This is a genomic window from Paenibacillus mesophilus (assembly GCF_005938385.1).
Taxonomy (GTDB): domain Bacteria; phylum Bacillota; class Bacilli; order Paenibacillales; family NBRC-103111; genus Paenibacillus_AB; species Paenibacillus_AB mesophilus.
Genome location: NZ_VCRA01000005.1, coordinates 252,145 through 268,031, shown reverse-complemented (window position 1 = coordinate 268,031; position 15,887 = coordinate 252,145). Strand labels below are relative to the sequence as shown.

At 50.8% G+C, this 15,887-nt stretch carries 15 protein-coding genes; all 15 read left to right on the top strand.

All coding sequences use genetic code 11. The features are described from left to right. Positions 1-47: 47 nt before the first annotated feature. Positions 48-869 carry an endonuclease/exonuclease/phosphatase family protein gene (locus tag FE783_RS11135; protein WP_138879424.1) on the top strand — a complete coding sequence of 274 codons (822 nt, stop codon included), beginning with the start codon at positions 48-50 and terminating at the stop codon, positions 867-869. Next, positions 866-1,543, top strand: a complete 678-nt coding sequence (locus tag FE783_RS11130; protein ID WP_138879423.1) for a response regulator transcription factor — start codon at positions 866-868, stop codon at positions 1,541-1,543. The genes FE783_RS11135 and FE783_RS11130 overlap by 4 nt, the downstream gene beginning before the upstream one ends. Continuing rightward, positions 1,540-2,949, top strand: a complete 1,410-nt coding sequence (locus tag FE783_RS11125) for a HAMP domain-containing sensor histidine kinase (RefSeq protein WP_138879422.1) — start codon at positions 1,540-1,542, stop codon at positions 2,947-2,949. The genes FE783_RS11130 and FE783_RS11125 overlap by 4 nt, the downstream gene beginning before the upstream one ends. Positions 2,950-3,156: 207 nt before the next feature. Then, positions 3,157-4,263 carry a Fe(3+) ABC transporter substrate-binding protein gene (locus FE783_RS11120; protein WP_138879421.1) on the top strand — a complete coding sequence of 369 codons (1,107 nt, stop codon included), beginning with the start codon at positions 3,157-3,159 and terminating at the stop codon, positions 4,261-4,263. A 2-nt stretch (positions 4,264-4,265) separates the two neighbouring features. Next, positions 4,266-5,918, top strand: coding sequence for an ABC transporter permease (locus FE783_RS11115; RefSeq protein WP_138879420.1), 1,653 nt, complete (start codon positions 4,266-4,268; stop codon positions 5,916-5,918). After that, positions 5,915-6,553 (top strand): ABC transporter ATP-binding protein, encoded by a 639-nt coding sequence (locus tag FE783_RS11110; protein ID WP_138879419.1) that lies wholly within the window; start codon positions 5,915-5,917, stop codon positions 6,551-6,553. The genes FE783_RS11115 and FE783_RS11110 overlap by 4 nt, the downstream gene beginning before the upstream one ends. Positions 6,554-6,599: 46 nt before the next feature. Then, positions 6,600-7,751, top strand: coding sequence for an N-acetylglucosamine-6-phosphate deacetylase (nagA, locus tag FE783_RS11105; protein WP_138879418.1), 1,152 nt, complete (start codon positions 6,600-6,602; stop codon positions 7,749-7,751). Positions 7,752-8,336: 585 nt separating this feature from the next. Next, the gene (helD, locus tag FE783_RS11100) at positions 8,337-10,628 is read left to right on the top strand and encodes an RNA polymerase recycling motor HelD (RefSeq protein WP_158301736.1); all 2,292 of its coding nucleotides are present in this window, start codon (positions 8,337-8,339) and stop codon (positions 10,626-10,628) included. Between the two features lie 78 nt (positions 10,629-10,706). Continuing rightward, on the top strand, positions 10,707-11,000 hold the full coding sequence (locus tag FE783_RS11095; protein WP_138879416.1) for a Dabb family protein: 294 nt from the start codon (positions 10,707-10,709) through the stop codon (positions 10,998-11,000). Between the two features lie 80 nt (positions 11,001-11,080). After that, positions 11,081-11,974, top strand: a complete 894-nt coding sequence (locus FE783_RS11090) for a hypothetical protein (RefSeq protein WP_138879415.1) — start codon at positions 11,081-11,083, stop codon at positions 11,972-11,974. A 362-nt stretch (positions 11,975-12,336) separates the two neighbouring features. Beyond that, complete coding sequence (locus FE783_RS11085) at positions 12,337-12,642, top strand: hypothetical protein (protein WP_138879414.1); 306 nt, start codon at positions 12,337-12,339, stop codon at positions 12,640-12,642. Between the two features lie 212 nt (positions 12,643-12,854). Further along, entirely contained in the window at positions 12,855-13,583 is a 729-nt protein-coding gene (locus FE783_RS11080) for an amino acid ABC transporter ATP-binding protein (RefSeq protein ID WP_138879413.1), read from the top strand. A 36-nt stretch (positions 13,584-13,619) separates the two neighbouring features. Then, positions 13,620-14,465 carry a glutamate ABC transporter substrate-binding protein gene (locus FE783_RS11075; RefSeq protein ID WP_138879412.1) on the top strand — a complete coding sequence of 282 codons (846 nt, stop codon included), beginning with the start codon at positions 13,620-13,622 and terminating at the stop codon, positions 14,463-14,465. 66 nt (positions 14,466-14,531) lie between these two features. After that, positions 14,532-15,185 carry an amino acid ABC transporter permease gene (locus FE783_RS11070; RefSeq protein WP_138879411.1) on the top strand — a complete coding sequence of 218 codons (654 nt, stop codon included), beginning with the start codon at positions 14,532-14,534 and terminating at the stop codon, positions 15,183-15,185. 13 nt (positions 15,186-15,198) lie between these two features. Then, complete coding sequence (locus FE783_RS11065) at positions 15,199-15,849, top strand: amino acid ABC transporter permease (protein ID WP_138879410.1); 651 nt, start codon at positions 15,199-15,201, stop codon at positions 15,847-15,849. Positions 15,850-15,887: the final 38 nt, after the last annotated feature.

The following is a 15,887-nucleotide window of genomic DNA, read 5'->3' as shown; positions in this document are numbered from 1 at the left end:
GTAGAGGCAAATGCCGAGATTCGCGACTTATCCGGGGAGGAACTGCATTGAGAACCGAAATTTCCGTAATGACCTTTAATTTGCGTGTGATCGTGTCCAAGGATCCTTATGCATGGGAGCAAAGAAAGCATTGGGTGGCCGCCGTCATCGAGGACTGCAAGCCGGACCTGATCGGTACGCAGGAAGCGACGATTCCGATGCTGGATTGGTTGAAGGAGCGTTTTCAAGACGTGTACGAGATTTATGGGAAAAACCGGAACGAATCCAAACAAGTAGGCGAGTATTGCGCGGTCTTTGTGAAAAAAGCTTCGTTCTCGATTCGCAGAAAGCAATCGTTCATGCTGTCGGAAACGCCTGACAAGATCGGCAGCAAAGGCTGGGACGCCGCGTGCGAAAGAATATGCTCCTGGGTCGAGTTGGCTGGAACGGATGACGATAGGCCGATTTTGCGCTTGTTCAATACGCATTTGGACCATAAAGGAGAACTGGCCCGAAAAGAAGGGCTTAAGCTTGTATTGAACAAAATACGGGATGTCAACGACTGCGACGGAACGCTGCCTTCCATCGTCACCGGCGACTTCAATGACGTGCCGGACAGCGGATTGTTCGACGTCGTGAAAGAGTTCGACCCGGTGGCGAGCTGTTACGATCTTTTTACGGAGGAAGAGAAGCGGGACAGCAAAACGTTCCATAATTACAACGGAGGCGTGCAAGGAAGCCCAATCGATTATATACTAGGGTGCTCGGGCATTGAATTTGTTTCAACTACGATAAGAAGAGACCGGATTGACGGAGGATATCCGTCCGATCACTATCCCGTCCTCTCGAACGTATCATGGAAAAACGCGCGGGAGAACGGCCAAGCATGAAGAAGATTTTACTGATCGAGGACGAGAAAAACTTATCGCGGTTTATCGAGCTGGAGCTCCGCAACGAATCATTCGCCGTGACGGTCGCTTATGACGGCAAATCCGGACTTGAGCTCGCTCTGATGGAAGAATGGGGACTTATCCTGTTGGATCTGATGCTCCCAGGCATGGATGGTCTTGAAGTATGCCGGAGAATCCGTTCCGTGAAAAAAACGCCGATTATGATGCTGACGGCGAGAGACAGCATTACGGACCGTGTGGCCGGATTGGATAGCGGTGCCGACGATTATATTCCGAAGCCGTTCGCCATCGAGGAGCTGCTGGCCCGCATCCGGGTAGTATTCCGAAGACAGGAGGATAGCGCAGATGAGCACAAATCGCTGCTTATTTTCCAGGATTTGAGCGTCAATACGGATTCCAGGTTCGTGCGCAAAGGAAACGCAACGATCGATCTGACGAAGCGGGAGTACGATTTGCTTGTCGCGTTCATGAACAACCCGAATCGGGTCATGTCCCGCGAAGCGCTGCTCGATACCGTATGGGGGTTTGAAGCGGCTGTCGATACGAACGTAGTGGACGTATATGTGCGATACTTGCGGAACAAAATCGACAGTCCCGGCGAAGCCAGCTACATTCAGACGCAGAGGGGCATCGGATACGTGATGAGAAGATGAGGAAGCTATTTTCCGCCGTACATCAGCTGCCGATCAAATGGAAATTGACGATCTGGTCCTCGCTGCTGCTTTTTCTGCTGTTCGCGGCTTATAATGCGGTTCAATATACGTTTATCGAGAAGTGGATGATCCAGCAGGAGAAGATCGGCACTCGGCAAAATATGAACGAAATATTGAACTATTTCCTGGAGAACGAGTTTTCCTTCAAAGAATCGGATATGCCGTATATTCGGGGATTTCTGGAAAAGGTCAACCATCAAAACCAATCGATTCGCGTCCTCGATGACAAAGGGCGTCCGATCGTTGTTGTATCGAACCGTGTACCGAACGAATGGATCGATGGGGACCCGTTGTCCGCGCCGGAGAAAACCGGAGGGCTGTACTTCAAGGATCGTTTATTGATTATGAGAAGTCCGCTCACGATATTCGAATTCAATGGAACCGTCGAAATTGTGAAAAATAACGAGGACTTCGTTCAGCTTATTAACGCCTTTTCCCGCGTCATGCTCGTATGCGGATTCGGCGCGATTATCATAAGCGGGGTGGGAGGTCGGCTGCTTGCCCGCCAGCTGCTTAAGCCGCTTCAATCGATGGCGGATGCGATCCGCAAAATCAAGCAAAAAGGGCTGCACGAGCGGGTACTGGTGAACAACAACCACGACGAAATTTCGACCTTGATGAAAATGTTCAATGAAATGATGGACCAGGTCGAGAGGTCGTTCCAGCAGCAGAGGCAGTTCGTAGAAGACGCTTCTCATGAGCTCAGGACGCCGATTGCGATCATAGAAGGCCACCTGTCCTTGCTCCAGCGCTGGGGAAAAAAGGATCCGGCCATTCTGGAGGAATCGCTGGACATTTCCATTCAAGAGCTGGCGCGTCTCAAAGGTCTCGTTCAGGAGCTTCTGGCGCTGACCCGAGCGGAAGAACAAACGACCGGAGAAGGCGTCCGAAAGGCGAAACCGGATCAGGTCGTCCTGCACGTTATGAAGCATATTGCCGCCGTATATCCGTCGTTTCAACTGGAGACCGAGCTTGTGCCGTTAACCGGTACGATGATCGAGATTTCCGAAGGTCATTTGGAGCAAATTATGCTCATCGTGCTGGACAATGCAATGAAATATTCGATGGAGAATAAGCGCATCCGGATAAAGGGAAGCGTACTCGACAGACATGCGAGCATCGAAATAACCGACTCCGGCATCGGCATTCCCGAGACGGACTTGCCTTATGTCATGGATCGGTTTTATCGCGTCGATAAAGCGAGAAGCAGGGAGCAGGGCGGGAACGGTCTCGGACTGTCGATTGCGAAGCGGCTCGTGGAACGGTATAATGGCGCGATCTCGATCCGCAGCAAAGAAAATGAGGGGACGACGGTTACCGTTTCTTTCCCTGTACTGCCGCCGTGATCGGATATTTTGACAAATTATAATTTTTTTTCGTTTTCACATCATTTTCTCATTTTAGTCCGCTACAATGTGAAATAGTTCAGTGTGAATGCTAATGATATTCATTATCAACGATAAAAGTAAAGTGCGGGGGGATCGATCATTTTTTTTGAGACTTAAATGAGAATGAATATTATCGTCAATTAAAAGATCGAAAGGGAGAACGAAATGAAAAGGAAAACTTTAGTTAACATCATGCTTCTGATGATGACGGTCATCTTGATGGCCGGTTGCGCATCGAACGGCACAGGAAACACCTCGAACAATGCGGCCACGCCTAAGACGGATAACAAGCCTGCGGATAACGGCGGCAAGGGCAAAGAACAAGTCGTCAACGTTTATACCGCAAGACACTACGACGTGGACAGCGTATTGTTCGAAGCGTTCACGAAGCAAACGGGCATAAAAGTAAACGAAGTGAAAGGAACGGCGGAAGAGCTGGTAGAGCGTCTGAAGCGGGAGGGCGCAAGCTCGGAAGCGGACTTGTTTATTACCGTTGACGGTGGCGTGCTGAATTATGCGAAGCAGAACGCGGTGCTGCAGCCGCTCCAATCCGCGGCCATCGACAAGAACGTCCCTAAGCAGCTGCGCGATAAAGACAACAATTGGGTCGGGATCGCCACCCGCGCGCGCGTAATCGTCTATGCGAAGGACCGCGTCAAGCCGGAGCAATTGTCCACTTACGAAGATTTGGCCGGCGAGAAATGGAAAGGAAAAGTATTGGTACGCTCGTCGTCCAGCCTGTACAACCAATCGCTTGTCGCTTCCTTTATCGAGCTGAACGGGGAACAGAAAGCCGAAGAATGGTCGAAAGGCATCGTCGCTAACTTGGCCCGCAAGCCGGAAGGCGGAGACCGTGATCAGGCGAAAGCCATTGCCGCCAAAGTCGGCGACGTCGCGATCATGAACACATACTATGTAGGACAAATGCTGGCCTCCAAAGATGCGGAAGAAGTGAAAGTAGCGCAAAACATCGGGGTATTCTTCCCGAACCAAAGCACGACCGGCACCCACTTGAACATTAGCGGCGCAGGCTTGACGAAGCATGCGAAAAACAAGGATAATGCTATCAAGCTGGTCGAATTTATCACCGGCAAAGAAGGTCAAACGATATTGACGCAAGGAAGCTTCGAGTTCCCGGTTAACGAAACGGCGGACAAGCCGGAGCTGCTCAAATCTTGGGGAACGTTCAAAACGCAGCAGCTCGATTTCTCCAAGCTCGGCGATCATAACAAAAAATCGATCGAAATACTCAACAAGGCAGGCTGGAAATAAACATGAACGTTTCCGCAATCGTGCGAAAACTGAAACGGAATAGCAGCGGCTGGGTCATACTCAGCATCGTCGGGGCCATCTTGGCCCTTCTTCCGTGTCTATATATATTGATCGGTCTGCTTCGTAAGCCGAACGAAAACTGGCAGCATATTCAGCAGTACATGCTGAAAGATTATGCGCTCCAATCGTTTTGGCTTGTGCTCGGTACGGCAGCCTTTACGGTAATGATCGGAGTGACGCTGGCCTGGCTGATAGCGGCCTACGATTTTCCGTTCAGGCGTATTTTGTCCTGGGCTCTCATTTTGCCGCTGGCAATCCCTCCGTACATTGCGGCTTATACGTATAGTTCCATGTTGAGCTATACGGGAAGCGTTCAGTCGTTTCTACGCAATGTTCTGGGCTGGACCCCGGATCAGCGTTATTTCGACATCATGTCCGTGAAGGGCGCTATTTTTATTTTTACGCTTTTTTTGTTTCCTTACGTCTATTTGATTACGAAAACATTTCTGGAGAAGCAGAGCGCTTCATTTATCGAAAATGCTAGGTTGCTCGGGCGAAGCCCGCTGCACATTTTTTTCCGGGTCGTTCTCCCGATTTCGCAAGCCGCGATCGTCGGGGGAGTCAGCTTGGTCGCTTTCGAAGTATTGAATGACTTCGGCGTTACGAAGCATTTCGGCATCCAGTCGTTTTCAACCGCCATCTTCAAAACATGGTTCGGCATGAGCGACGTTGACTCGGCGCTTCGGTTGGCCGCGCTGTTGATGAGCTTTATCATCGGATTGTTTATCGTGGAGAGACTTCTTCGCAGGCGAAAAAGGTACAGCTCCTCTACCGGGAAAACGCGACCGCTCCAGCGCAGGAAGCTGCGTGGCTTATCGGCATTCGCGGCGTCCGCGTTCGGCGCAGCCGTTTTTTTATTTGCATTCCTCATCCCGGTCGTGCAATTGATCGTCTGGGCTCAATGGACGTATAAGGACGTATGGAACGCCAAATTTGTCGGCATGCTGGCCAACACGCTGGTCATATCCGTCATTTCTATCGTAATCCTGATGCTGTTTGCCATAATCGTATCGAACGTATGCCGAATGAAGCGCTCCGTATTCACGCTCGTTCTTTCCAAACTGATCTCCATGGGTTATTCTATACCGGGGGCCGTTCTTGCCATAGGCGTGCTCGCCGTGTTCATCTCGCTCGACCACCAGCTGGCAGGATTGTACGAGAAGCTTGGGTGGGGCGTGAATAAGCTGGTGCTCAGCATGTCTTACGCGATGCTCATCTTCGCTTATATCATCCGTTTTCTCGCAGTCGGGTTCAACTCCGTGGAAGCCGGATTCGAGAAGATCGGCAACCGCTATTCGGAAGCTTCGCGAATGCTAGGCATGGGGATGACCCGGACGTTTTTTAAAGTCGACCTTCCTTTGGTTAAAGGAGCGGTATTTACGGGCGGCATCCTGACGTTCATGGAAATCGTGAAGGAGCTGCCGCTCACGCTCCTGCTGCGGCCTTTTAATTTCGATACATTAGCTACGAAAGCTTACCAGTATGCGAGCGACGAACAAATCCATCAAGCTTCCTTACCCTCCCTGTTCATTATTGGGGTCGGAATCGTATCCGTATGGGTTTATCATGTGTTGGGAGAGAAACAAGCCAAATGACTTTTTTTGAAATGTCGAATGTCTCTTTTCAATATGGCGCCGGCAACGGGAGCGTGCTGAACGATTTTTCCATAACCGTCGAGCAAGGGGAAGTCGTTGGCATATTAGGGAGGAGCGGTTCCGGCAAAAGCACGCTGCTGCGGCTCATCTCTGGGCTGGAGGAACCCCGCTCTGGACGGATCTCGATCAATGGGCGGACGATGGTCGACGCCGGGCATTTCGTCAATCCCGAACATCGCGGGGTAGGCATGGTGTTCCAGGATTACGCCTTATTTCCTCATCTTACCGTTGAGCAAAATATTGCGTTCGGTCTGCACCGTCTCCCGAAAAAGGTCCGGGAGGCAAAAGTAACCGATATGCTGGAGCTCGTACATCTCGAGGACTATCGGAAGCGGTACCCTCACGAGCTAAGCGGAGGGCAGCAGCAGCGTGTCGCTTTTGCCCGGGCGTTGGCGCCGGAGCCGTCCATTTTGCTGATGGATGAGCCTTTCAGCAATTTGGATGCCGATCTGAAAGTAAGCATTCGCCAGCAATTGAAGCAGCTGCTGCAGAAGGCTACCATCACATCCATTCTTGTTACTCACGACAAAGACGATGCGGAAGCTTTGTGCGACCGTATCGTTCGCATCGGATAGCGTTTATGACAGAATTGAATAACCGGCAGCAAGGAGCTGATGCACATTGAGTCGTACGATCATTACCAACGTTCGGGCGGTTTGTCCGGATTCGATTATTTCAAGTGCCGCTATATGGATTGATGCCGGACGTATCGAGCGGATCGGTTCAGGGGCCATCGCCAATTCGGAATTACAGGCGGATGACACGGTCATTGACGGGAACGGCATGCTGCTCATTCCGGGCATGATCGACGTCCATATTCACGGAGCCAGCGGTTTCGATATGATGGACGGAACGGAGGAGAGCGTCCAGCAAGTATCCCAGGCGTGCGCGGCCAGCGGTTGTACTTCATTTCTGGCAACCTCGGTAAGCTCGACCTTGGAGGATCTGCTCGCAATGATCCATAGCGTAAGACGGGTCATCGGTCATGAACGGGGAGCGGCAGTTGCCGGACTACATCTGGAAGGGCCCTATTTGAATGTAAAGCGGAAAGGGATGCAGAACGAGAAATTTTTGCGGCATCCCGACCTAGACGAAATGAACCTCCTATTCCGGGAAGCCGGCGATTTGATCAAAATGGTCACGATTGCCCCGGAATTACCCGGAGGCATCGAGCTCATATCGTATTTGCGCGAGCAAGGGGCTATTATCGCCGTCGCGCACTCGGACGCCACTTATGAAGAGGCCAAGTTGGCTTTTGCCCAGGGAGCGAGCCATGTTACGCATTGCTTTAACGGTATGCGCCCGATTCACCATCGCGATCCCGGACTTGTCGTGGCGGCGTTCGAAGAAGAGCATGTAAGCCTGCAAGCTATCGTGGATCATGTTCACCTGCATCCGGCGATCATTCGCTTGATGCACCGGATCAAAGGCGCCGGGGGAGTCGTATTGATTACGGATGCGCTGCAGGCAATGGGACTCGGTGACGGCACATATACGTTCGGAGGGCACACCGTCCAAGTTGCCGACGGCGTTGCCAGGCTGGCCGACGGGACATTGGCATCCAGTACGGTGACGATGAACAAAGCGCTGCGATACACGGTTGAGCTTGGAATTCCGCTAACGGAAGCGGTGAGAATGGCTTCCACGACTCCCGCGGATATACTCGGACTTCCCGATAAGGGGCGAATCGCCCAAGGATGTGCGGCTGATCTCGTCTTGTTGAATGAAGAGTTCGAGGTGCAATGGACGATGATCAAAGGACGGCTGACTTAAGCGGTCGGCATATTTTGGATATGGACTGGAACGAACCGAGCTTCACTATTACTGAACTTTGTTGCTCTAATCTCTTGCCATAGGAGCGATTTCAGCAATTAGTGACCCATATTTTACTATTAGTAAACTTAGGTTCAGTAATAGTAACTCCAGGTTCACTGTTCCTCCAATTGCGAGGAAGTGAAGCCAAATAGCGCAATGAGGTTTGCAAATAAGCAAATTAGGTTCATTGTTTACCTGAGATGCCTTTCATTATAGGCGCTTACTGAGAAGTACAAGGGGATCGAAACGTAATATTTTACACGTCAAAAAAACCGTCCATTTCCGGACGGTTTTTTCTTATCGATAAACAATGTTTAAGATCGCTAAAGTGTTAAGCGAAACGTCGATAGACGCTTCTCTTAATTGATAAATTGCAGTAAGGTGTGATATAATATTCCCACGATTTTCTATTTATATCCATAAAAATATCAATTTAATTTTACCACATTTCAGTCGTCTTGTCAATGAGTTATTTTCGACATTAATGCCCCAAATTCCTGCAACCCGTCCAATCCAACCGAATCCGTGAGGAGGATGATGCGAGTGGCGACCGCTCGGCATGTCGAACCGGAATTGCAATTGGAGCTTAGCAACCTCGAAAGAACAATTGCCTGCATCAACAAGAAGATCGCGGAATTGCAGCAGCAATGCGAGACGCGCAAAACGGACATCGTGGAATTCCGCAAGCAGTTTTGGGCCGACATCACGATCGACCCAAACGATTTATTGGAAACCTATGCGAGCATCTCGCAGCAATCGATGCTGCTGAACAGCGAAGAAAAAACTTATTTACGAGCAGTCAAGCAGCTGCAGCTTTTGCAGAAAATCGCCGCCTCGCCTTACTTCGGCCGATTCGATTTCTCCGAGGATGATTCCGGCTCGCCTTCCCGATTTTATATCGGCACAATCAGTGTGCTCGATGAAGAGACGGAGCAATTTCTCGTGTATGATTGGCGTTCCCCGATAGCGGCCATGTATTACGATTATGGGGTTGGTTCGGCTTCCTACACCGCTCCCGATGGGATCATAAGCGGAGTCGTCTCATTAAAAAGGCAGTATTTGATTCACGACGGCACGCTGCAGCACATGTTCGAAACCGACGTTCATATTCGCGACGAAATGCTGCTGGCCATGCTGTCCCGGGGAACGGACGAGAAGCTGAGAAGCATCGCGGCAACGATCCAGAAGGAACAAAATGAAATTATTCGAAACGAGAAGCACCGGGTCTTGCTCGTGCAGGGCGCGGCCGGAAGCGGCAAAACGACGGCCGCTCTGCATCGGATCGCTTATTTGCTGTACAAGTACAGGGACTCGCTCTCCGAGGAGCAGTTCATCTTATTTTCGCCCAACCCGATATTTACCGATTATATTTCCAACGTACTGCCCGACCTCGGCGAGTCCAATGTCAAACAGACGACATTCATCGAGTATAAGCGGGAGCTTCTGGGCGGGGAATGGACAGTCGAGCATCCATACGAGCAGTTGGAGCGTATGCTTACGTCCATGCATGAAGCCGATGCGAGCCGGATGGAAAGTGCGATCCGCTTTAAAACTTCGCCGTTATTTCAAACTATGATCGATCGGTATGTCGACCTGTTGGGGCGGGAAGGGATTAAGTTTCGCGATATGTACGCCGGCGGTAATAGACTGCTGTCCGGCAATCAAATGACGGAGCTGTTTTACGGAGAATGGAGCAGACACCCTATTCCGAAACGGATATCGTTAATTCAAGCTCATGCGGAGAAGGAATTGGTAAAGCTGCGCGGCAAGCTGGTCAAGCAGCTGCTCGCCAAGACCGTGAAGTCGGCCGAATATTGGGAGGGCGACAGCGAGCTGCTGAAACAGTGCACGGCGGAGATTAGCAGCCGGCTAATCCCGCTGAAGGCTTTATTGCACGAAAGGAATTTCATTGATTATAAACGGCTCTATTTGCGTCTGTTTCAGGACCCCGGGCTTCCGGAGAAGCTTATCGGAACGGACGGTTTACCCGCGGACTGGGATCAAATCCGCACAGATACAATTGAATCGATGGAGAGCGGTAATATTCAGGTCGAGGATTCCACGCCCTATTTGTATTTGCGGTACTCCTTGGGCGGAATACAGCCGGCGAACACGATCAAGCATATCGTCATCGACGAGGCGCAAGATTATTCGGGTTTTGATTACGAGCTGCTACGGCGACTGCTCCCGAATTGCAAGATGACACTGCTAGGAGACGTTCATCAATCGATTTATGCGCATACGCGATTGGAGCTTGAAGAGCCGGGCGGGGAAGCGGGCAGGCAGCATCAGACGGGAGTGCTACGGCTCGACAAAAGCTACCGTTCTACGGCTGAAATCGTTTCCTTCACGAGCAGCCTGCTGCCGCAATCTGATTCCATTCGGCCTTTCGGACGAAATGGCGGCAAACCCGAGTGGATCGTCCTTTCCGATCATTCCGACGAATCGATTCGCCGCCAAATCGTGTCGGACTGCGAGAGGCTGCAGCGCGGCAATGTGCAGTCGATTGCAATCATATGCAGAACGGCAAAGGAAAGCGAGCATGCCTGTGCGCTGCTTCAGCCGCATATTCCCGGCATCCGGCAGCTCACGAAAGAAACTCGCTCGTATGAAGGCAAATGCTTCGTGGCCCCGGTTTATTTTGCCAAAGGGTTGGAGTTCGACGGCGTTATCGTATACGATATTGCCCGGTACGGCCGCGAAAGCGAGAGAAGCTTGCTGTATACCGCGTGCACGAGAGCATTGCACAGCTTGCTGCTGTACGATACGGCTCACCCTTCCCGGCATCCGCTCCTAAAGCCCGATACCGGACTCGTCGATATCCTTTACCGCTAGGCGGCGGTTGGATTCCCGGACGATAGGTGGTATATTGGACTGGATTAATCACCCTATATGGAAAGAGGAATCGGCCTAATGATCGATCATATCGTACTTGTTAAATTCGCGGATACGACTACACGGGAGCAGCTCGAGGAGGTAGTCGCACGATTCAAGGCGCTCAGGGCACATTTGACCGGAGTCGTCGACCTTCAGGCGGGCATTAATTTTTCGGAGAAAAACCAAGGGTATCAAATCGTGCTGTCGGTTCGTTTCGAAGATCGGGCGGCGCTGGAAGCTTACGGTCCGAACCCGCATCATCAAGCCGTAGCCGCATTTATTAGGGAATCGGGCAGAGTGGACAGCATCGTATCCGATATCGAAATTTAAAGAACCGTATGCGTTTTCGGTCATTGCCCCCTTATCCGGCATCATCCGTACGAAAGATAAGGGTAGGGGGTGCGAGACGAATGCATTCAAAAAGGTGTTTATTTTGCGATAAAATCGTTCCGGTACGACCGAAAGGCGACTACGACAGTTTCATCGGCTGCTGCTGCGCTCCCGACGGCTCCTACGGCTTGCGCAGGGACAGCTACGACTATTATAATTCGCTATCTTACCAGATCAAACGTCAAATGTTTCCGATCATTTCCGGCTATATCAGGGAATTGACCGATAACGAAGAGACGGTTGCGCTTTCCGCCGATGATTTGGAGGCAATCCGGACTTCCCCGCGTATACCGGGATCGGTCGAACAGAAAGAAAATAAATTGTTGAACTACTTCCATAGACGTACAAGCGGACCGAATGAGCCGGTCGTGATCGGGCAATTGGCCGACAACCGAAATTTAACGTATTCTCCGAATATACAGGAGTTCGTTTATATTATTGAGAAACTTCGGGACGAGAAACTGATCGATCGGATCGGATCGACCTTCAAACTGACGGAGAGGGGCTGGGCGGCCGCGAAGGAAAGAACGGGCGAGAAACGGTCCAAACCGTGCTTCGTCATGATCCCGGAGTTGGATGAGATCCGCCAAGCCTGGTCGGAGAAGATAATCCCGGTCATTGAACGGTTCGGGTATGCCCCTCGACTGCATGAAAATACGAGGTGGAATAAATTGGACGATGCCGCGATCCGGTCCATCTCCGAGAGCAAGCTGTTCGTCGCGGATTTGTCCGGCCATTGCCCGGAAATTTACTTCGCAGGAGGCTTGGCGCTCGGTATGGATGTGCCCATCATATGCTCCGTCAAACGTGAGTTTACGGATGCGATGCCGATTCAGTCGATGCAAATGCGCCCGATCGGGTGGGAAAGCGCCGATGAATTGGCCGAATTGCTGCAGCAGAGGCTGCGGGTATGACGTACTTCAATTGAGTCGGTTGTTCGCGAGAAGGCACCACTTTTTCATAAGTGGCGCCTATTTTGTTTTTCTTAGCGAAATTTGGGTAGTCATGATTTTACAGAAAGGGAAAATATACAAAGCTGTAGAATATATTGATCATGTAAATCTATATAAAAAGTTGGTCGAGTTAGCCGATTAACGGGGGGAGCTGATTTGGACTGTACCAAAAAGAGACGAATTGGAGTCATGTTCGGAGATGGATATTAGCATTTCCGATGTTTGGGTTGACGCTTCTATTTATGCAAGTATTTTTCGTGACGCCGCTTTCCATTCTAGGAATTTTTATCGGGGACGTTAGTCTTCAGACGGAATTTGTTCTTATGCATATTTATAAGGATTTTGTTTGCTGGGCATTCGCCATTTATGTGAGCTGTATGATAGCCCCGTCCAAAAGAATTGCGGTATCCGTCTTTTACTTGGTCGTTGTGCTTGTCATGATGCCGAGACAACTGGAAATTGCCCAAACGATGCATTATTACGGCTATACGCCTTGGAAAATGCCTTTCCTGATCACCATGCGTTTGGCGGGAGGAATTTTGCCGCTATTGATTATGATCGGAATTAAATATTGGTCGAAAGTAAATGGCCATGCCGAACCACGCCCGCCGCAAACGGTTGATCGATAAGTTTGAAAGTAAAGACAGAATACGATAAAACGCCAGATGAAGCCTGTTTCCCGGGCTTCATCTTTTCTTTTTTCGGACAGGCGATATGTCAAGTGAAAAAAAGGTTAAGTTAAGTTTGACGACTTTGTGTCGTTTCGGGTCGGATTCGGTTGCTTGCCGGGTACAATTCATCATGTAAGCCTTATCATTTTAGTAATGGAAGGAGGGGGCTCATGATACGGTTTCATCAGGTCAATAAACATTACGGATCGTTCCATGTTTTAAAAAATATTAACTTGACGATTGCATCCGGGGAAGTCGTCGTCGTAATCGGTCCTTCCGGTTCCGGTAAAAGTACGCTTGTCCGCTGCATCAACCGGTTGGAAACGATTACGGACGGGGAATTGATCGTGGACGGGATCCGATTGAACGACAAGAAGACCGACATTAACCAAGTCCGCCGTAACATCGGCATGGTGTTTCAGCATTTCAATCTGTATCCCCATATGACGGTATTGAAAAATATTACGCTCGCTCCTACGAAGGTGGCGAATATGTCCGAAGCGGAGGCGCGCGAAACCGCGATGTTCTATCTCGAGAAAGTAGGCATTTCGGGCAAAGCGGACGCTTATCCTTGGCAGCTGTCCGGAGGGCAGCAGCAGCGCGTCGCGATTGCGAGGGGACTTGCGATGAAGCCGAAAATCATGCTGTTCGATGAACCGACCTCCGCGCTTGATCCGGAAACGATCGGAGAAGTTCTGGATGTCATGAAGAAGCTTGCGCAGGAAGGAATGACCATGGTCGTCGTGACCCATGAGATGGGCTTCGCGAGAGAAGTGGCCAATCGCGTCGTGTTTATGGATAAAGGGGAAATATTGGAGGAGGCGCCGCCTGCCGAATTTTTTGCCAGTCCGAAGCAGGAACGGGCGCAATTGTTCTTAAGCCGCGTGTTGAACCATTGATACATCCGAACGAATAACGGAAAAGGGGAGAAGGACATGAATAGGAAGAAAGTAAGATCGTTAACGGGTATCGCACTGACCGCCGTAATGGCCGTTTCGCTTGTCGCTTGCGCGGGAGGGACAAAGTCCTCCGGGCAGGATCCGAAGCAAGGAGCGCAGCCGGCGGCAAGCTCGGTCGAGAAAATCAAAGCGCGCGGCAAGCTTGTCGCCGGCGTGAAGTACGACCTGAACTTGTTCGGCTTGAAAGATCCGTCATCCGGCAAAGTCGAAGGATTCGATATCGATCTCGCCAAAGTGGTCGCGAAAAAAATATTCGGCGACGAAAATAAAATCGAGCTAAAGGAAGTGACGTCCAAGACGCGCATTCCGATGTTGAAAAACGGCGAAATCGACATGATCGTAGCGACGATGACGATCACCGAAGACCGCAAGAAGGAAATCGACTTTTCCGACGTTTACTTCATGGCCGGACAGTCGCTGCTGGTCAAGAAAGATAGCAATATTAACGGCTTGAGCGATCTGACCAAAGGCACCAAAGTCGTAACGGCGAAGGGCTCGACTTCGACTGCCAACATCCGCGAGAAATCTCCGGGCACGCAAGTGCTGGAATTTGAAAACTATGCGGAGGCGTTTACTGCGATGAAGGCGGGGCAAGGCGATGCCTTGACGACTGACAATGCGCTGCTGTACGGCATGGCGAAGCAGGATCCGAACTATCGGGTCGTGAAGGAAACGTTTACGGAGGAGCCGTACGGAATCGGCATGCGCAAAAACGAGGACGATCTTGTGAAGCTAGTCAACTCCGTGCTGAAAGAAATGAAAGACAACGGGGAATACGACAAGCTTTACGAGAAATGGATCGGGGAAAAACCGAAGAAATAACTCGAGCCGGCGGGGTGGGCGATACACGTCCATCCCGTTCGTTGTCCATAGAAAGGAGGAGCCGCGATGATCGATTTCTCGATCTTGACGAATCATTGGGATCAATATTTGGAAGGATTTCTCAATACGATCAAGGCCAGTCTTCTCGCATTGATCGGCAGCTTTGTCCTCGGCGCCATTTTCGCGGTGTTCCGCATCGCGCCGGTTCGGGTGCTTAATGCGATCGGAGCCGTGTACGTGGAATTTATCCGGAACATTCCGCTTATCGTAATCGTGTTTTTCATGTTCGTCGGATTGCCGGCTATCGGAATATTGCTGAACCCGTTCACAGCCGGTACGGTCGGTCTGACGATCTATACAGCCGCTTTTATCGCGGAGACGATTCGAGCCGGCATTCAGTCGGTGCCGAAGGGACAAATGGAGGCGGGACGTTCGGCCGGGTTCGGCTACGTTCAGGTCATGCGCTATATCGTTCTGCCGCAAGCGGTCAAAATCGTCATTCCTCCGCTCGGCAACCAGTTTTTGAATTTGATTAAAAACTCGTCCGTACTAGGTGTCATCGCGGGGCTCGATTTGATGTATTACGGTGATTTGATTTCCGCGTCGACCTTCGTCACATTCGATGTTTATATATTCGTAGCCCTGTTTTATTTAGCGTTGACAATCCCGCTCGGCTTCGGCCTCCGCTACTTGGAGCGCCGAATGGTCCGGGCTCGGTGAGGAGGGATCTTCCATGGATTTTGCCGGCGCGTATGCTCCCTCGCATCTGAAGTTTTTGCTGCAAGGTTTATGGGTGACGTTGGAGGTGGCGTTAATCTCGATCGTGCTCAGCTTTATTATAGGCACCTTGGTCGGGATCGTACGGTATTGGCGCATCCCGGTTGTTTCTCAACTGATGGGGCTGTTGGTCGAGACGATCCGGAATTTGCCGCTGCTGTTAATTATATTTTTCACTTACTTCGCCCTTCCAGAAGTCGGAATCAAGATGAGTAAAATGAATGCGGCGATCGTAGCGCTCGTCATCTTCGAATCGGCGATGCTGGCGGAAATTGTCCGCAGCGGCTTGAATTCGATCGATAAAGGCCAAGTGGAGGCGGCCCGCTCCTCGGGTTTGTCCGCTGCCCAGACAATGCGGTTCATCATTTTGCCGCAGGGATTGCGCCGCATGGTGCCGCCTATCGTAAGCCAGTTCATTTCGCTCTTGAAGGATACTTCCTTGGCCGTCGTCATCGCACTTCCCGAGCTGATGAACCATGCGCAAATCATTAACGGCCGCAATGTGAATTATGTGATCCCGACTTTTATCATGATCGCGCTTATGTACTTCATCGTAAACTATTTGTTGTCTATCGTGTCGAGAAAGCTGGAAAGCAAACACGCTTAAGCGAACTGCAAGAGATCTCCATTTCTTGGGCAACCTAG